Annotated in this window: 17 protein-coding genes; 6 read left to right on the top strand and 11 right to left on the bottom strand. The window is 35.7% G+C overall.

All coding sequences use genetic code 11. The features are described 5' to 3' along the window. Positions 1-65: 65 nt before the first annotated feature. The 8 genes from ACFSAH_RS04435 to ACFSAH_RS04470 all read right to left on the bottom strand — a co-directional run bounded on the left by ACFSAH_RS04435 (position 66) and on the right by ACFSAH_RS04470 (position 7733). Positions 66-1397, bottom strand: a complete 1332-nt coding sequence (locus ACFSAH_RS04435) for a hypothetical protein (protein WP_379661492.1) — start codon at positions 1395-1397, stop codon at positions 66-68. A gap of 289 nt (positions 1398-1686) precedes the next feature. Further along, entirely contained in the window at positions 1687-1959 is a 273-nt protein-coding gene (locus ACFSAH_RS04440; RefSeq protein WP_379661493.1) for a sigma factor, read from the bottom strand. Between the two features lie 80 nt (positions 1960-2039). Next, on the bottom strand, positions 2040-2972 hold the full coding sequence (locus tag ACFSAH_RS04445; protein ID WP_379661494.1) for an alpha/beta hydrolase: 933 nt from the start codon (positions 2970-2972) through the stop codon (positions 2040-2042). A gap of 295 nt (positions 2973-3267) precedes the next feature. Then, the gene (locus tag ACFSAH_RS04450; protein WP_379661495.1) at positions 3268-3813 is read right to left on the bottom strand and encodes an RNA polymerase sigma factor; all 546 of its coding nucleotides are present in this window, start codon (positions 3811-3813) and stop codon (positions 3268-3270) included. A gap of 349 nt (positions 3814-4162) precedes the next feature. Next, entirely contained in the window at positions 4163-4744 is a 582-nt protein-coding gene (locus tag ACFSAH_RS04455) for a carboxymuconolactone decarboxylase family protein (RefSeq protein WP_379661496.1), read from the bottom strand. A gap of 197 nt (positions 4745-4941) precedes the next feature. Further along, positions 4942-5490 (bottom strand): peroxiredoxin, encoded by a 549-nt coding sequence (locus ACFSAH_RS04460; RefSeq protein WP_379661497.1) that lies wholly within the window; start codon positions 5488-5490, stop codon positions 4942-4944. Between the two features lie 135 nt (positions 5491-5625). Next, positions 5626-6891, bottom strand: coding sequence for an FAD-dependent oxidoreductase (locus ACFSAH_RS04465; RefSeq protein WP_379661498.1), 1266 nt, complete (start codon positions 6889-6891; stop codon positions 5626-5628). 149 nt (positions 6892-7040) lie between these two features. Next, positions 7041-7733 carry a YiaD family glycine zipper/OmpA-like lipoprotein gene (locus tag ACFSAH_RS04470; protein ID WP_379661499.1) on the bottom strand — a complete coding sequence of 231 codons (693 nt, stop codon included), beginning with the start codon at positions 7731-7733 and terminating at the stop codon, positions 7041-7043. Positions 7734-7809: 76 nt separating this feature from the next. Here ACFSAH_RS04470 and ACFSAH_RS04475 point away from each other — a divergent pair, with 76 nt between their 5' ends. The 4 genes from ACFSAH_RS04475 (at position 7810) to ACFSAH_RS04490 (ending at position 13780) form a co-directional block, all read left to right on the top strand. Further along, positions 7810-8613 (top strand): Rossmann-fold NAD(P)-binding domain-containing protein, encoded by an 804-nt coding sequence (locus ACFSAH_RS04475; protein ID WP_379661500.1) that lies wholly within the window; start codon positions 7810-7812, stop codon positions 8611-8613. A 712-nt stretch (positions 8614-9325) separates the two neighbouring features. Further along, complete coding sequence (locus tag ACFSAH_RS04480; RefSeq protein WP_379661501.1) at positions 9326-11065, top strand: tetratricopeptide repeat protein; 1740 nt, start codon at positions 9326-9328, stop codon at positions 11063-11065. A gap of 369 nt (positions 11066-11434) precedes the next feature. Continuing rightward, the gene (locus tag ACFSAH_RS04485; RefSeq protein WP_379661502.1) at positions 11435-12595 is read left to right on the top strand and encodes an iron-containing alcohol dehydrogenase; all 1161 of its coding nucleotides are present in this window, start codon (positions 11435-11437) and stop codon (positions 12593-12595) included. A gap of 3 nt (positions 12596-12598) precedes the next feature. Further along, positions 12599-13780 carry an anhydro-N-acetylmuramic acid kinase gene (locus ACFSAH_RS04490; RefSeq protein ID WP_379661503.1) on the top strand — a complete coding sequence of 394 codons (1182 nt, stop codon included), beginning with the start codon at positions 12599-12601 and terminating at the stop codon, positions 13778-13780. A gap of 141 nt (positions 13781-13921) precedes the next feature. On the opposite strand, the gene ACFSAH_RS04495 is transcribed toward ACFSAH_RS04490, so the two are convergent. Continuing rightward, entirely contained in the window at positions 13922-14503 is a 582-nt protein-coding gene (locus ACFSAH_RS04495; protein WP_379661504.1) for a porin family protein, read from the bottom strand. Between the two features lie 123 nt (positions 14504-14626). Between ACFSAH_RS04495 and ACFSAH_RS04500 the strand changes: the two genes are divergently transcribed. Next, on the top strand, positions 14627-14842 hold the full coding sequence (locus ACFSAH_RS04500) for a CsbD family protein (RefSeq protein WP_379661505.1): 216 nt from the start codon (positions 14627-14629) through the stop codon (positions 14840-14842). Here ACFSAH_RS04500 and ACFSAH_RS04505 read toward each other — a convergent pair. Beyond that, positions 14837-15184 (bottom strand): MmcQ/YjbR family DNA-binding protein, encoded by a 348-nt coding sequence (locus ACFSAH_RS04505; RefSeq protein WP_379661506.1) that lies wholly within the window; start codon positions 15182-15184, stop codon positions 14837-14839. The genes ACFSAH_RS04500 and ACFSAH_RS04505 overlap by 6 nt on opposite strands. Next, complete coding sequence (locus ACFSAH_RS04510; protein ID WP_379661507.1) at positions 15184-15960, bottom strand: hypothetical protein; 777 nt, start codon at positions 15958-15960, stop codon at positions 15184-15186. Before ACFSAH_RS04510 ends, ACFSAH_RS04505 begins: the two co-directional genes overlap by 1 nt. Before the next feature lie 119 nt (positions 15961-16079). Between ACFSAH_RS04510 and pepT the strand changes: the two genes are divergently transcribed. Next, positions 16080-17321, top strand: a complete 1242-nt coding sequence (gene pepT, locus ACFSAH_RS04515) for a peptidase T (protein ID WP_379661508.1) — start codon at positions 16080-16082, stop codon at positions 17319-17321. Positions 17322-17654 lie beyond the last annotated feature (333 nt).

Genomic DNA, 17654 nt, shown 5'->3' on the forward strand with positions numbered 1-17654 from the left:
ACCTGTTCTTAATAAATCCCCCAAAGAGTGTTACCAAATAATCTCACTAATCTACAAAAATTCAATTATTCTTGCATACAGCGTATACACATTGCTCTAACTCTTGGAGATCCGTTTATTGGATACACTACCCCGTCTTGATATGTTGTTAAAAAAGCAAACCCATCCAAAGAACTATTAAACCACAAATTCCCAGAAAAAGCAGTAGCATCTAAATTTCCGTTCCCCTCGCGATAACCGGTATATGGGAAAATATTACTTTGATTATTATATAAAAACAGATACCCTCCATTTTGAGCTGTATTAAAATGTGTTTTTTCTAAACCCTCTGTAATTTCCTTAGCAGGAACTTTATAGCCTAAAGGACATGGGTCATATACCGTTTTTGTACCTAAATCATTAGCCCAAAATGATATACTTCCATTTTCTTCCCAATCAACACCGGTACTTTTAATAAATGACAAAGGTTTTTTGATTGAATAAGCAAGTGGTTTAGGTCCATCCTCAAATTGGATAGCTGGATTTTTTCCGGCAAGGTCCATTAACAATACTTCACTTGGAGTACCAAAACTAGTAGAGGCAGTAAAAGGATCTTTACGTCCAAATTGATATTGCAAACCTATGGCTCCCGCATCTTCAGGTGCTTTATTTACCGCACCTAAGTTTCTGTCCATAATTTTGGCACCAGAAGGCAATGTAATCATCCCTATTGCTTTCACGTCTTCTACTACCCAAATGTGCCAAGACCATTTAATTTCGTTATTTGCATTTTTTACAGCTACTACAGCATTACCATTTACATTCCCTGTAGAAACAACAATTTTTGCCGCAGACCCAGACCCAACAATTTTTACCTCATCAATAATATCATAATTGTCCATCCACAACAGCTCTGCCGTTAAACTTTCTGTAGAAGAGATTTGCGTTCCTAAAGAAGTCTTGTTTGCTCGTGACACTGGTATTACTACTGCATCATCAAACCCAATTAAATAACTATTAGACTCGGCTAAAGCAACTACGTTTTTAGTTACTATTTCAACTACTTTTCCATAAACCGTTTGGCCCGACTTTGTTTTTGCATAAGCCCTCGCATAGTAAATGGTTTCTGGATCTAAACCTTTTATTTTAATGGAATATTCGCCTGTAGCAACATCTATATCCGCAACATACTTACCTCCTTCTATTGTAGGATTACTTTCATTTCCCCAACAAACCCCTCTCTCATTTATAGGCTCTGCCCCCGATATTACACCTCCTACTTTAGCACTTACAGCTGTTAAACTGGAAACAGTTGTTGTCTCCACTTTTAAATCTACTGGATTTTCTCCTTTTTCTGACTTTTTACATCCTAAGACCAAAAACATCAGGACAGACATTAGTAATAATTGATTTTTCATGTTTATAATTTTTTATTTTAATTAGTTTTTGTTTCATTGATTTTGCTTCACATTAAGCATAAGAATACCTTGTCATGCACCAGGCGCATAACCAGCATAAAACTTATACAAAAGGAAAAATCTGTCTGCCGAAAAATTTTGCAGACTACATTAAGGTTAGGTTGGTTGGTTTTTTCTTTCCATAATTCTTTAAGTCTTTATATTTAAGTTTATACAGCTAAAGACACATACTCTATCATAATCCCCCATAAAGAAATTATTTTTCTTTAAAAAGGCAGACCATAAGAGTCTAACTCATATCCATCGTATTAACCTTCTGGTCTCTGAGCACATTAAGCACTTTATTTCTCGTCTCGGTAAACACATAATTGTCCAAATCATCCGCTCTTTCTAACTCCTCTCTCTTTCTCCACAAAGAAAAGAATACATCAGAAGTAAGCTCAGCGCATTCATCCTGATTATTAATAAACAACGAGATCAAACGAAACACCTTCTCCTGATATGTGCTGACAAATATTTTGAAGACGCGTTCTTTCTTACAACTTTCTCTTACAAATAGCATAACAAGCATTTTCTAGTGAGACCAAATTAATTACAGTTAAAAACGGACACCTATGGCGATAACTTAAACAAGCTCAGAACTTAATCAGCTTTCAGTAAATTATTTCCCTTCATCCAGTTCAGTAATCTATCAAACCAATTGTCATGAATCCGCTGACTATCCAATCCAAAACCATGTCCTCCAACAGCATAAATATGAGCTTCATTTTTTACCCCAAATTTATTTAGGGCTTTAATATAATCGAAAGCATTTTCTATAGGAACAACATCGTCATCGTTAGAATGAACAATAAAAGTAACAGGAGTCTCTGCTGTCACCTGCTTTTCATTGGAATATAAATCAACTAACTCCTGAGGAGCATTTTTTCCAATTAAATTTTCCCTGGAGCCTTTGTGGGTAAAGTCTCCAAAAGTAATTACCGGATACATCAGTATTGAAAAATCAGGACGTAAGCTTGTCCGGTTTTTATTTTCAATAGTCTCTCTCCTAAAATGAGTAGATGCTGTAGATGCTAAATGTCCTCCGGCAGAAAAGCCCATAATTCCTATTTTATGAGGGTTTATCCCATATTTTAACGCATGTTCACGGACATATTTTATAGCTTGTTGGGCATCCTGCAAAGGTCCGTTCTTTTTATCCGTCATAATTTCATCACTAGGCAAACGGTATTTCAAAACAAAGGCAGAAATACCCATTTCTGCAAACTTCGCAGCTACATCATATCCTTCGTGACTAATAGCCAGCCCTCCATAACCTCCTCCCGGACAAATAATAACAGCAGCATCTGTTTTTAGAGACAGTTCCGGACCAAAATAAGTCAAGGTTGGTACCGATACACTGGTGGTCCATAATACAGGATGTACATTTATAACCGTTTCGGTTTTCTCTTTATACGTTTCTGATTTTTTTGCCCCGGGCACCTTTACATAAAGCTCAAATTCTTCCCTCACTTGAGCCGTAACGGCAAAATATGATAACAAAATCATAAAAAACAATACAGTACTTTTTTTCATGCAACAATATAAATAAGTGATATATTTTGTATTCTCCCTGCTGCTCATAGGCCACAAGTATCCATCCTTATGTTATTTAAACATAACTCAAGTACAGAAAGCATACAGCAACATTTAATTAAAAAATTGATTGAGAAAGCAGGTCAAGTTGGTTGGCTTCTTGTTCTCATAACTATAGTCTTTATTAAAATTTAAGTTTATATAGCTAAAGACACCCCGTTTTGAAAAATCCCCCATAGAAAATTAGAATTTCACAAAAAAGACAGCAATTGATGATTACAGAACAGTAAAAGTTCTATTTTTTTAGTTTTTCCTTAAGTTTAGAAACAGCAAATGCAACCTGTTTTTCCAGCGTTTTAACAGATACGCCTAAAATATCTGCGGCTTCTTTATACTTCATTCCATTTTCCCGTATTAACAAAAAAGCCATTTTTGTTTTATTCGGAAGATCATCTATAGCTTTATTTAAAGCCGCTACAGTTTCCTGATTTATATATATGGATTCGGGGTTAGTGTGGGTATTGTAAAATAAATCGATATTAACTTCGTCAATATCCGCTATTTCCATCTTTTTTTTCCTGAGAAAATTAAATGCTTTGTTTCTGGCCATAATAAACACATAACTTTCCAGATCATCAACCTCCCCTAATTCCTCTCTCTTGACCCATAAAGAAAAAAACACATCAGAAACAAGTTCTTCGCATTCATGTTTATCTTTAACAAACAAAGAAATCAGACGAAAAACCTTATCCTGATAGGTATTGACAAAAATTCGGAAAGAATGTTCATCTGCAGACCTTCTTTTAAAAACACTACCAAAAATATGCTTCAATTGATTCAAAATATACTTCTATATAAGGTGTTTATAAAAATAAAGGTTGTTTTTATGAATATCTATTTTGCAAAAGTAACAATTCTTTTAGCTTAAAAACAGAGCTTACCCAAGTATTCTTTCTGCTACTTTTTTAAATAAAAACATGTTAACAAAAAACGCCAGCAAAATTGCTGGCGTTTTTTGTTAACAATTAAAACCTATGACTAGTTAGATTTCCAAAATCTAACAAAATGATTAACCTAGTTACTAATTTACTGAAAAAGATTTTGAAAACAACAAGGACAAGCTCAATTTTTGTCACATAAGTTTTCCACATTCACAATAACCGTCTCAGAAGGTTCATTTTGATTGTTTTTTAAAATATTAATTTTCCGGCAGAGGTAACCAGAGAAGCAATTCTTATCGCATCAAACACTCTTTCTTCAGATGCCCCTAATTTAATTAAAGAATCTTCGTGAGCATTTACACACATTTCGCACCCATTAACAGCAGATACAGCCAAACTTAACAGTTCAAAAAACTCTTTACCAGTTACCGGCTTAACCATAATCTGCATTCTTATACGCGCTGGTATTTGGCCATACTTTTCTTTACCTGTGAAGTGACGGAAACGGTAGAACACATTGTTAGACGCTAATAAAGATGCACAGGCAACAGCCTCTGCCAATTCCTCCTCTGTAGCACCGTGTTCAAAAGCATATTTGGTATAAAACTTAACAAGTACATTATTTTGGTTGTTAGATGCAATAGAAAGACCTATTAAACCACATTCTTTTTCTGAAAGATGCTCAGAAGTCAACGTACTGTTAAAGTTAAGTTTTAAATCTCTCAGATATTTGAAGTCAACAGCATTCAATAATCTTAACGATTCGTTAGTGATTTCAGTCAATCCAAAAATCTCTAAAAGTTCTTTTGTAGTTTCTTTTATTTCTGACATATTATTGATAATCAAATAGTTAATTTAAAACATGTTAAAAAAGAGGGGGTGTATCAAAAGGAATTTGTCATCCCGAGCGCAGTCGAGGGATTTCTTTCAGAAGTACTTAAGAAAGAGATTTCTCTTCGCTGTACTCATCCAAATGACAACGTTTTTATTTTTGATACACCCCCACGATATTTTTAAGCAACAAAGACTTAAACAGTTAAGGTCTCTTGTCCTTTTTCCCAGTTACAAGGGCACAACTCATCAGTTTGCAAACCATCCAACACGCGTAATACCTCTTTTACATTACGGCCTACGCTCAAATCGTTTACGCTAACCCAACGGATAATTCCACTTGGATCTATAATATAAGTTGCTCTGTAAGCTACTTTTTCATCATCATTAGTTAAGATACCAAGCTCACCAGCCAAAGATTTAGAAGTATCTGCTAACATAGGGAATTTCAATCCTCTTAAATCATCATGATTGTTTCTCCATGCTAAGTGAACAAACTCAGAGTCTGTAGAAGCACCAATCAAACGAGCGTCACGGTCAGAGAACTCACCAAAACTTTTGTTAAACTCTGCAATCTCTGTTGGACAAACGAAAGTAAAGTCTTTCGGCCACCAGAAAATTACGGTCCACACATTATCTTCATTTACTAAATAGTCTGAACTAATAGTATCAAACTCTTTACCTTTTTCTAAACTTACTACTGCTAATTTTGAGAATTTTGGAAATTCTTGTCCTACTCCGATCATAATATTACTTTTTTATTTTTTCTTTTTGTTTGATACAAATATAGGGCTTAATTAACGTCTTTTAAAGGTTTTAACCATCACTTATCCCGATACAACTATAAGATATATCTATAACAAAAATAAACAGATATAAAATTACCTTATAAAGGTGCCTTCCATATTTACCCTTACCGAAAAGGGATTAAGATAAATAGAAACTAAAACAGCAAGTTCTTTTTTAGTAAGTTCTTTAGAGAGATCCAAATCGGCTTCAAACTTAAAAACCTTTTTCCATCGCTTTTCTACCTCCGCCTGGATAACATAATTTTCTTTCCCGCTAATAAAGCTCAATAAAGACATACTTTGTTCAAGCGTGAGCACTTGTACATCCGGGTGTTCAAGAAACCAAATACGTGAACGAGGATACAATTCAGATAAGATTAATCTCACCTCCTCCTTATTTATCACTCTATCCGGCTCAAATTTTCCATCTTTGAAACTGTGCGAGAGAAACTGTGCTCCTATAATCTGTTGAATAGAAGTAAAAGCATAATCATCTTCTTTAACATCCGTTACCGGATATATAATTCCTTTAAAGCCAAGTACCTCATTTTGGGTAGTCCTTACATCCGCTTTATCTATGGTTGTATTGAAAAAAGGACCAAAAGCAGCTACTGCGCCCACCATTTGTCCTATATTTATCCATAAAGCCGTATTAGATAGAGCTGTCTCGCTAAATCCGGTTAAAGCAGCCAGATTATTCAAGGCAATAATATTAGGTTTATCTCTTGAAATAAATACACCCAGTGGAACATAAATCAGTTGGTCTTTTTCTTTGCCGAATCCGGCAGCAGCGCTGGTTCTATATATTTTATGATTCGGAACCTGCTCAAGGCTATCTTTACTTAAGGTAGTTAATCCATTAATTTTTCCATCCTGTAAAGGCAACAGATTAAAACGTTGTATCGCCTGAAACTCCTTTTCCTGCTCAGCATCTACAATAACTTTCGCTCTTATACTTTCTTTTTTACCATTGCGTTCAATAGTTGCCACCCAATTTTTACCACTGGCTTTTACAGCAAGCAACTTAGCAGAATAAAGAGGGGTTAAACTTTTAGTTTTAGCCACAATCTGATCCTGGAGAATTTTAGCTTTACCAATTTTTAAAGTATCGTTTTTGCAGCTATCCTGCCACTCTTTCCACAGCCCCACTGCAAATGCTGGTTCGTTAAAATCCACATGGTCCAATGCTTTAAAATCAGCCTCTCTACTCAACAATAAAGCTTTCACACCACTTCTTGCAGACTGTATTGCGGCCGAAACTCCTGCTGGAGTTGTCCCCAACACCAGAACATCTGTTTTGTGTTGAGCCATCACCTGCGTTGTCAAAAACGTAAATAAGAGTAGAAATATCTTCTTCATAGTCTTCTTAGCTTTTGCGTTGTAAATTAGAGAAATAATCTGTTAAATGCTGTTAAGAAGCTATTTAAAATTCAAATATATTTTTCACAGAAAGAGCAGCCAGGTAATGCCAGGCTGCTCTTTCAAAACAAGAATAAATATTCTTAATATTATTTTACTTCAGCTTTTGCTTTTGCTTTCATTGCATCGTTAGCTACGATAACAATTTCTACACGTCTATTTTGCGTTCTTCCAGCATCGGTGTCATTACTAGCAATAGGTTCTGTTTTACCTTTACCGCTAGTTTTCAAACGACTACCCGAAACACCTTTTGATGTAGCATAAGAAGCAACAGCATTAGCTCGCTCTAATGAAATTCTGTCATTTACAGCATCTGTTCCTACGTTATCTGTATGCCCAACAACTAAGATATCAGTATCAGGATATTTATTCAATGAAGCTGCTAAATTGTCAATGTTTTGTTTTGCTGTTGAAGACAATGTGGATTTATTGAATTCGAATAACAAACCTGAATCAAATTTAACAATAATCCCCTCACCTGCAGGAATAACCTCTGCACCCGGGATAGCTGCTTCAATTTCTTTTGCCTGTTTATCCATTTTTTTACCAATCAAAGCGCCTGCAGTTCCACCTAATGCACCACCTATAATAGCACCTACGGCAGTATTACCTGCTTTGCCACCTATTAGTGCGCCAATACCCGCTCCGGCAGCAGTACCAATACCTGCTCCTTTAGTTGTATTGTTCATGTTTTTAACAGTCTCGCATGAAGAAAAAATTGATGAGGCACCAATTGCCAATGCCACTGTGAATACAGATATTCTTAACTTTGTTGTTTTCATAATTTTAATTTTGAATAATTATTTAGTTTTACACAAACTAAATGCCAAAGATATTCTTTAATTATATTACTTTAAAATGATAAGTATTTTGGGTTGCGGATGGCTAGGGTTTCCACTGGCGAAAAGTTTTATTACCAATGGGATTTCTGTAAAAGGCTCTACCACCCAACAACAGAAAACACAGGTCTTATCAGAAAACAAAATAGAGCCTTACCTTATAGAACTATCAGATAATCAACATAGTAGTATTATATACGAGTTTTTAAAAAATGAAACGCTCATTATAAATATTCCACCAGGCAGATACTTATCTGCCAACGATAAGTATCTCGAAAATTTAACCACACTCAATAAATATATCCTAAACAGTAATCTTAAAAATGTAATTTTTATATCCTCCACTTCTGTGTACAAAAATGCTTCAGCAGAAATAACCGAAGAAGGGGATATTGATGCAGAAAACAAGCTGTTTTTCGCAGAACAAATATTCAGAGAGAATAAAAAAATCAATACCACAATTATCCGCATGGGCGGATTATTTGGCCCTTTACGGCACCCGGGAAGGTTTTTCTCCGGAAAACCCTCTGTGGCCAACGGACTGGTTCCCGTTAATATGATTCATCTTGACGACTGCATTACCATTATACAAAAAGTAATAGCACAGCATTACTGGAACCAAACAATCAATGCCTGTTCCCCGCATCATCCTACCAGAAAAAAGTTTTATACCGAAGCCATCAAACTCTATGGAGGAACAATTCCTGATTTTGTGGAAGAAAATGGACAGAAAAAGATCATCAGTCCACAAAAGCTAATTAAAGATCTCGATTATCAGTTTATACATCCCGACTTGATAAAGTCGTTAAATACCCTTGTCTAAAAACAATCTTAACCTGAATTCGATTAATAATCATAGTTTAAACATAACCCACAAACCTTGTCATGCAGCGAAGTCAAGGGATCTCTTACGGAAGCATTTCTCTTCGTTCTACTCATCGAAATAGCAACGTTTTTATTTTTGCTACAGCCCTTTAAGTTGAGCCCCCATGAGGAGCTGAAATACATATGCCTGCTAACTAAAAAATACACTAAGCCCCCTTTGTTATAGTTTGATTGGAGCTATGATGGAGCTAGACTATAGCGATGCACCAGAAAGTTTTATTTAAAAACTGCGTTTCCAACGTTTAAACGGGGGTAGCAATAACGCATTTTCATCAGAAAAATACACTAAGCATCAATAAATCAGGCACCTTATGCAGATGAACGAATTTGTAATTTCAGGTAATAACCAGCGTTCTATTAACACTCAATTTCAAATATAAACTAACAAACCCTTTGTGCTCAAGCTAACAGGTCCTGAAATAAATTCAGAATAACCTAAATTAGCAGGAAAACATGACGAATAATAGCCAAACTCAGGTTCTTTCCTTTAATAATTCCAATACTTTTCAGACGTACAACACACCTGTAAACATTCAAAAAGATCTTACCTACTATTCTTAGCAGCATCATAAAAAAATGATATTTATAAGAAGTAGGCAAATTACTTTTGTTTCGCATAATATAACAGGCTTTTTTATTATTTTCGAGAAATGGATTCTATGCTTGTCAGATGGACCTTTTTTCTCATTTTTTTAACCCTGTTATCTTCTAAAACAGCTTTCACAGGCATTTTAAAAAATGCCCCTGCTCCCGAGAAGAATATAATAGATCTACTATCAAAGCAATCCCCATTAATTAAAGATGTAAAAAGCCTTAAAGCATTACTGCATAAAGAAATAGTTACTTTACCGAAAGAAACTAAAAGTATTATCTCCAATATTTTTATAGCGGGTAAAACTGCCGCAGAACTGGATGCACTTAATAACACCAGTACAACTCTGTTTAAACAAGCTTTACAACAGGCACAACAACTTAACCGTAAAGATTTAGAACTATGGGCAGCCATACAATACGGGGTTTACTTATATACTTACAGAAAGTATGAAGACTCCTTTCCCTTATTCATGCAGAGTATCCAGTTATTGGACAGCGAGATAAATGAACAGGTTATACAACCTGCAGAAACATATAAAAAGATAGCCTATTTTTTAATGACGGCCGGTGATTATGAAAAGGCAGAAAAATATTTACTGCAAGCAAAAAAACACGCAGAGCCCAACAGCAGCGAACTTGCCAGTATTACAGACAATCTGGGATTAAACAGTATTAATCGTAACGAGTTTATAAAAGCAGAGCAATATTTACAGGAAGCCCTAATTATCGCTTCTGCTGCAAATGACGAACTACGGTATGGAAAAGTTTTAGGCAACATGGCCCTTATTAAATTTAAACAACAAGAATTTGAAGAAGCCATAACGCTTTTAAACCAAGATATAGCTATTTCCAAAAAACTGGACAATGTGCAAAACACAGTGTATGCATTGGTCTTATCAGGTAAAGTTTATCTGCAAATGGGGCAAACTGCCCAGGCTGAAAAGCAACTTGCCGAAGCACAAACTTATACAAAATCAAAAATATACCTAAAAAATTCTGAGTACGAGATTAATACCCTTCTTTTAGAAATTGCAAAAAAAACAAAAAACGACCAACAGGAGCTAACAGCCAGAAGAAATCTGGACGAGCTAAAAAAAACACTTGCCTACCTGGATGGCAAGGAGGTTATTCTCAAAGTAAACTGGGAAATGGAAAAGAAGAACCTGGAGCTAAATTTACAGGTAGAAAAAGCAAAACGTGAAACAGAAACACTAAAAAAAGTAATAGCCGTATCCGGATGTATATTACTGTTATTGATCATTACTCTGCTCATAAAAGGTTATCAGAAAAGCATTAGAAATAAAACCGATGAATACGATAAAAACATACTTCGCCTTAGTATGGACAAAGAAAAGTCTGAACAAAAATTAAAAACAAACGTTCAGGCACTACAGCATTACAAAATATATCTGTTTGAAAAAAACGAACAGATAAAGGAACTCCAGACCGAAATGGAGAAAATAAAACATAATTCGACCATTTATCCGGAAAAATATAACTACAAAATAGAACAGTTATTAAAGTCGCACTTAATGAACGACCAAACCTGGATAACTTTTAAAAAAATCTTTATAAACAATTACCCAAAATACTACGAACACCTACTTAAAAATTTCGGAAAACTCAGCGATTCCAACTTAAGAATTATATTTCTGTCGAAACTGGAAATGAACAATATGGAAATTTCCCGCATACTTGGCCTCACCCTTGACGCAGTAAAAAAAGCGAAACAACGACTAAGGAAAAAATATGGTGAAGATTACACCATCCTTTTCAATGAAAAAGCCGATATATAATCCAAAAGTTGGTAGCATCACTCATTTCATAATCTGATAAACTACAACAAAAACAAGACGGATGTTTTACTCTTATCTATATTAATTATTAAGAGAGATATAATAATCTTATGGGTTTAATCCCTGTAATCTCCTTGTTTATTATACAAAAGCAACTCATCAATTTATCTCAAATTGCGGGGATATAAATACCCATCTATGGTTACATAAAACTCTCTGGTATTTCTCAAGGGGATCCAGTAGATTAACCTTTAGAATGTGTTTCATAGTTATTCATTATTCTAGGTAATTTTACCAGATTAAGATAGAAGATATATTGTATTGGTCTCACTTTTGTGATAACTTTGATTTACACAGACATTTCACACTATGTTAAATTTCGAATTTAAAAACCCTACCAAAATCCTTTTCGGGAAGGGAGAAATAGCGAAGCTTTCTCAGGAGGTGCCCAAAAATGCCAAAATATTAATGGTGTATGGCGGAGGCAGTATTAAAACCAATGGCATTTACGAACAGGTTAAAACCGCACTCAAAGATTTTGAAATGATAGAGTTTGGCGGTGTGCCTGCCAACCCTGAGTACAGTGTATTGCTGAAAGCTTTAGATATTATCAAAAAGGAGAAAATTACGTTTCTATTGGCTGTAGGTGGCGGCTCTGTTATTGACGGCGTTAAGTTTTTATCTTCTGCGGCATTATACAAGGGAGCTGAGCCATGGGATATTCTCGCTAACTCCATACGGACATACGAAGGTTTGCCTTTTGGTACTGTACTCACTTTACCTGCTACGGGATCTGAAATGAACTCCAGCTCAGTAATCAGCAGAAAAGAAACTAAACAGAAACTGGCAATGGGTGGACCGGGGTTATTCCCTGTTTTCTCTATACTTGACCCTCAGGTAATCAAATCTATACCGCAAAAGCAAATTGCGAATGGACTTACGGATGCTTTTACACATGTTCTTGAGCAATACATGACTTACCCTATTGGCGCGTGGCTGCAGGATAGGTTTGCCGAAAGTATTATGCAAACGCTTATTGAAGTGGCTCCTAAAATAATGACTGATCCTTCTGATTATACCATCGCTTCGGAATTTATGTGGTGCTGTACGATGGCTCTTAATGGTCTTATCCAAAAAGGGGTACCGGGCGATTGGGCTATACACTCTATGGGACATGAACTGACTGCTCTATACGGAATAGATCATGCCCGTACACTAGCTATTATTGCCCCAAGCCATTACCGCTATAATATCGAATCTAAAAAAGAAAAACTGGCGCAATATGCAGAAAGGGTATGGAATGTAAAAAATGGCAGTACCCTGGAAAAGGCTCACGAAGCCATATTAAAAACAGAAGAGTTCTTTAATTCTCTGGATATTAAAACTAAACTTTCTGAATATACGACGGACTTCTCATCTACCGGAAAAATTATTGAGGAGAATTTTAACCAAAGGGGCTTAAAAGGCATAGGAGAACACCGTAATTTAACACCTGCTGATGTTAGACAAATAGTTGAAATGAGTTTTTAGGAAATGAATAATATTCGGCGGCTTTTCGAAATATCAAAAAAAACAGATAGGAGAATTATTGGGTTAATGTCTGGTACTTCTCTTGACGGGCTGGATATTGCCTTGTGCCAGTTTAACGGTAGCGGATTAAGCACCGAGGTCAAACTTCTGAATTTTATCACCATTCCTTATCCCCAGGATTTTAAAGAGGACATTAAGGGCATTTTTTCTAAAGAAACAATTAGTCTCGAAAAACTGTGTCTGCTAAACGAGAAGATAGGTATTGTTCATGCAAACTATATCAATAGAGCATTAAGTGAATGGAATATCAAAGCGGAGGCTGTTGATGCTATTGCCAGCCATGGGCAAACTATATTTCATGCCCCTTTTAGCAAACATCAAGACCCAAATTATACGAATGCCACTTTGCAAATCGGTGATGGAGACCATATCGCAGTAAATACGGGAATTGTTACGATAAGTGATTTCAGGCAAAAAAACATCGCTGCAGGCGGCGAAGGAGCACCTCTTGCAGTTTATGGTGATTATATCTTGTTTAACACCCCCTCTCACTCTACGGTTTTATTAAATATAGGCGGTATAGCCAATATTACCTTTTTGCCTTCTGCTACATCTAAAGGGACTATGTTTTCTACTGATTTAGGCCCTGGAAACACCATGTTGGACCAGTTTATGCAACGCAAATACCAACTTTATTTTGATAAGGATGCCTTATATGCAAAAAAGGGTAAGGTTAACCAGGATCTGCTCAACCTTTTGTTAGACGATTTGTTCTTTAGCTTACCCTTACCCAAAAGCACAGGTCCCGAGCTATTTAATTTAAAATACCTTGATTCAAGATTAGCAAAACTACAAAACGGCAATTTGTCCAATGAAGATATTCTGGCTACACTTTGCGAATTATCGGCCATAGCCATAAGCCGGGCAATAAAAGATTTAAAAGAGAAGGTTATTTTAATACCCAGTGGAGGCGGAGTACACAATCCTCTGTTAATGGAAAGAATTAAATTCTATTTACCTGAAACAACACTCAGAAATATTGAGGACTATGGAATTACAGCTGATTCTAAAGAGGCTGTTTTATTTGCCCTGTTGGCCAACGAGACGCTAAGTGGCGAAACCATAAATTTTAAGACAGAAACGGTAAAGAATATCTGTATGGGAAAAGTAAGCTTTCCTCAATAATTCTTGAGAAAAACATCTTCTAAACAAGTTACCTATAGAAACTTAAGAGGAAAACCTTTTCGTCCTGAATAAAATCGAAGGATTTCTCTCAGGATGAAAAGGTTTTTTATTTACAACACAGCTTCTTTCATCATTAATAGCCTAGAACTTAAAGCCCAAACTTAGATGTACCAGACTCTGTCTTTGTCCATCTTCTTTATTGATATCCTGCAAACCTGTTTCGTAACGCGCATCAAGAGATAGAGAACTAAAATCGATACCTAAACCTCCCTGTATATTGGTGACAAAACTTTTATACTTATAAAAATCCGGATCTATTACTTGTTCCAGCGCACTTTCATCGGTATTCAGGTTAAACTGGAAAGCGGGCCCTGCCATAAAGCGAAGATTAAAGTTTTTAAATCCGGCCTTGGTTCCTATTAAAGCGGGAATATCCAATGTTGTAAATTTAACTTTTCCAGACTGCTCTATAGATGTTCCGTTTTCTTTGATTTTAAAATCCGCTCCTTTGGATCCTAAATAAATTTCGGGTTGGATATAAAACGCTTTCCCTATTCTTCCCCAAAGTCCTACATTATAGCCTAATATTCCAGACCCGTCCACTTCCATTTTCTCCGCTTTTATAGTAGAATAATTTATACCAGCCTTTATTCCTCCTTCGAATTGAGCTGATGCACTTGTCGACACAATGAGTGCCGCAAACAAAAACAATACTTTTTTCATGGTTATATTTTTAATGTTTATGGGTGTTTTTACCTGGTTATGTTTTATTTATAGTTTTCAGAATCTTAAACGCTTTATTTTTTGCCGTATTATGTTAATTTTGCATCCAAACAATGTATAGCTATGGCTGATATTACTATTGATACTAAAGACTGGGAAAAATTAAGCATAAAGCTTAAACGCAAATACAATCATTTAACAGATGAAGACCTGGCTTACGAATCAGGAAAAGAGGATCAGTTAATTGATCACCTCGCCTCACGTTTACACAGAACCAGAGAGTATGTTGTCTTTACCTTAAAAAAAGGGCTTATAAATATCGATAGCAACAGGTTATAAGTAACCTTCCTGAACTTTCTTTGGCAAGCCCTTAATAATTAATCTGTAAGAGTCGTCTATCAGTTTACACAGCAACTGCCTGTTTAGACCATGATTTAAAAGAACGGTGTTCCAGTGTTTCTTGTTCATATGATACCCTGGAACAATGGCCGAATAGGCCTCTCTTTGTTTAATTGCTTCTTCAGGATCACATTTCACGTTAAAGCTGTCTGCTTTTTCTACGTTTACCAGCAAAAAAATCTTTCCTTCTACCTTAAATACCAAAGTATCATTATCAAAGGGAAATGATTCTGTTACTCCCTTTTTAGCAATACAATAGTCTCTCAGTTCTTCTATATTCATTATTTATAGAACAATGATCTGGTGCCAAACATATATTTAACAGATATACCAAAAACAGAATACATATCTTTGGCTTTGTTGGCAAAAATTGTAGGGTCGTCATTAAATCCGTCAATATCATCAGAGTTGGTAAAAACGGTTTTCCAGTTCAGGCCCAATAAAATCTGCTGTTCATCGTACTGGTTATATATAATATAATTATAACCTATAGTTATAGGAAACATAGACACATTTTTAAAGTCTTTTTTTCCGATATCACCTTTATGCTGTCTGCTTTTGAAAGGATTCTTATTCACGGTTTCTCCATTCTCTACTACTACCAGCTCGGGTTTAAAATCCTCAACATCATTACTTCCAGAGAGTACCCCATACCCTAAACCAAAATTTAATCCCCTCATTACGTATAAAAGGTCGTTATACTTATAATCAACCAATTGTCCCAGAGCTACAGAGCCTCTTATTTCAATCGTACTAAAGTCCGAAACAAATTGTCTTTTATGTTTATCAGGCCCATCTTTGAGCTGTACAATATTGTACTCTAAACCAGCGTTTATAAAAGGTGTAAAATAATAATCAACTGTGGCTCCGTATGCCTTAGATTTATTAATTGTCAGGCTTTTACTCGCTTCTGGATAAACCCCATTTTTATAATTGAATCCTGTGAATGCAGTTGTCATTCCTCCCTGAATCCCAACAGCAAAATTATAGAATTCTGCCTGAGCCATTGCTGCAATACTTACAAACAATGTAAAAATTAAAGTAAGAGTCCTTTTCAAATTATATTTTTAAAAAGTAATTTAACCATATTTGTATTAAATGCAATACAAGCATCCATTTTTAATTTGGTTAAAAATATCTCAAAATTTTCTTTTATCAAAACGGAAATCTCCTTAAAATGAATATAGAATACACTGTTAGTCAGCGTTTTTTAAAATACGTACAAATAGACACGCAATCTGACCCTTTATCTTCTACCACACCTTCCACAGAAAAACAAAAAAATTTAGGTCGGTTACTTGTTCAGGAACTACAGGAAATGGGGATTTTAAATGCGGAGATGGATGAAAACGGCTATGTTTATGCCAGTCTTCCTGCCAATACAGCTAAAAATGTACCCGTTATATTTTTCTGTTCGCACATGGATACTTCTCCCGATTGTAGCGGAAAAGATGTAAAGCCTATTATCCATCGAAACTATCAGGGGAAAGATATTATATTACCAGATGACAATTCTATTGTAATCAGACAAGATGAGCACCCCGATTTGAAACATCAGCTGGGTAATGATATTATAACCGCCAGCGGAAAAACACTTTTGGGCGCCGACAATAAGGCTGGTATTGCAGAAATAATGGATGCGGTACTTTTCTTAAAAACTCACCCTGAGGTGAAACATGGTGAAATAAAAATACTTTTTACTCCTGACGAGGAAATTGGTCGTGGTGTAGATAAAGTAAATCTCCATAAACTAAATGCTCAATTTGGTTATACTATAGACGGAGAAACCTTGGGTTCTTTTGAGGACGAGACATTCTCCGCCGACGGCATGGAGATTATTATTGAGGGAGTAAGCACCCACCCCGGCTTTGCTAAAGGGAAAATGGAAAGTGCCCTTAAGATTGCTGCTGAAATTGTAGCCAACCTTCCTTCGGATAGACTTTCTCCTGAGTCTACCAGCGGAAAACAAGGTTTTGTACACCCTACCAATATTTCAGGAGAAGTTGAGCAAGCCAAAATTCAACTGATTATAAGAGATTTTGAAGATCATTTACTGGAAGCTCATGAAAACGAGGTAAAGTCTATGGCTTTAAATATTGTTTCTAAATACCCAAACGCTAAAGTGAGTTTTGAAATTAAGGAACAATACCGCAACATGAAAAAAATAATTGATTTACATCCCCAGGTTAGTTCATTTGCTCTTGAGGCAATAAAAAGAGCTGGTATTACCCCAAAACCCCAACATATACGTGGCGGTACTGATGGTTCACGGCTTTCTTTTATGGGGCTACCTTGTCCAAATATCTTTGCAGGCGAACATGCTTTCCATAGCAAACAGGAATGGGTAAGCATACAGGACATGGAAGCTGCCGTACGAACAATTATTAATTTAGCTATGATTTGGGAAGAAAGAGCCTAACTTCTCAAATATTAAGCTACACCTAAGACAGATTAATAAAGCATTGATCACCTTTGCGGCAGTTGGAAAGGGCAAGCATAAAAAGACACTTTGTCATTCCTAGCGCAGTCGAGGAATCTGTTTCAGAAGTATTTAGGGTAGAGATTTATCTTTGCTGTCTTTTATTGGTATATAACTAATTGAACCGCTTTTTTGCCTTGCCCGCTAAACCTTAAAACAGGACACTCATAAGTACAAAACAGAAAAGTCTCTTTTGATGATTTAGAAAAGAGTTTTATATTTAATAAATATGTCTCGGTTTATGAGACATACACAACCGAATATGGTTATGTA

Source organism: Pseudopedobacter beijingensis, assembly GCF_042678145.1.
Taxonomy (GTDB): Bacteria; Bacteroidota; Bacteroidia; order Sphingobacteriales; family Sphingobacteriaceae; genus Pseudopedobacter; species Pseudopedobacter beijingensis.

Coding starts and splice junctions, on each gene's coding strand:
- ACFSAH_RS04435 (WP_379661492.1), bottom strand. CDS start 1,397: ATGAAAAATCAATTATTACTAATGTCTGTCCTGATGTTTTTGGTCTTA.
- ACFSAH_RS04440 (WP_379661493.1), bottom strand. CDS start 1,959: ATGCTATTTGTAAGAGAAAGTTGTAAGAAAGAACGCGTCTTCAAAATA.
- ACFSAH_RS04445 (WP_379661494.1), bottom strand. CDS start 2,972: ATGAAAAAAAGTACTGTATTGTTTTTTATGATTTTGTTATCATATTTT.
- ACFSAH_RS04455 (WP_379661496.1), bottom strand. CDS start 4,744: ATGTCAGAAATAAAAGAAACTACAAAAGAACTTTTAGAGATTTTTGGA.
- ACFSAH_RS04460 (WP_379661497.1), bottom strand. CDS start 5,490: ATGATCGGAGTAGGACAAGAATTTCCAAAATTCTCAAAATTAGCAGTA.
- ACFSAH_RS04465 (WP_379661498.1), bottom strand. CDS start 6,891: ATGAAGAAGATATTTCTACTCTTATTTACGTTTTTGACAACGCAGGTG.
- ACFSAH_RS04470 (WP_379661499.1), bottom strand. CDS start 7,733: ATGAAAACAACAAAGTTAAGAATATCTGTATTCACAGTGGCATTGGCA.
- ACFSAH_RS04475 (WP_379661500.1), top strand. CDS start 7,810: ATGATAAGTATTTTGGGTTGCGGATGGCTAGGGTTTCCACTGGCGAAA.
- ACFSAH_RS04480 (WP_379661501.1), top strand. CDS start 9,326: ATGGATTCTATGCTTGTCAGATGGACCTTTTTTCTCATTTTTTTAACC.
- ACFSAH_RS04485 (WP_379661502.1), top strand. CDS start 11,435: ATGTTAAATTTCGAATTTAAAAACCCTACCAAAATCCTTTTCGGGAAG.
- ACFSAH_RS04490 (WP_379661503.1), top strand. CDS start 12,599: ATGAATAATATTCGGCGGCTTTTCGAAATATCAAAAAAAACAGATAGG.
- ACFSAH_RS04495 (WP_379661504.1), bottom strand. CDS start 14,503: ATGAAAAAAGTATTGTTTTTGTTTGCGGCACTCATTGTGTCGACAAGT.
- ACFSAH_RS04500 (WP_379661505.1), top strand. CDS start 14,627: ATGGCTGATATTACTATTGATACTAAAGACTGGGAAAAATTAAGCATA.
- ACFSAH_RS04505 (WP_379661506.1), bottom strand. CDS start 15,184: ATGAATATAGAAGAACTGAGAGACTATTGTATTGCTAAAAAGGGAGTA.
- pepT (WP_379661508.1), top strand. CDS start 16,080: ATGAATATAGAATACACTGTTAGTCAGCGTTTTTTAAAATACGTACAA.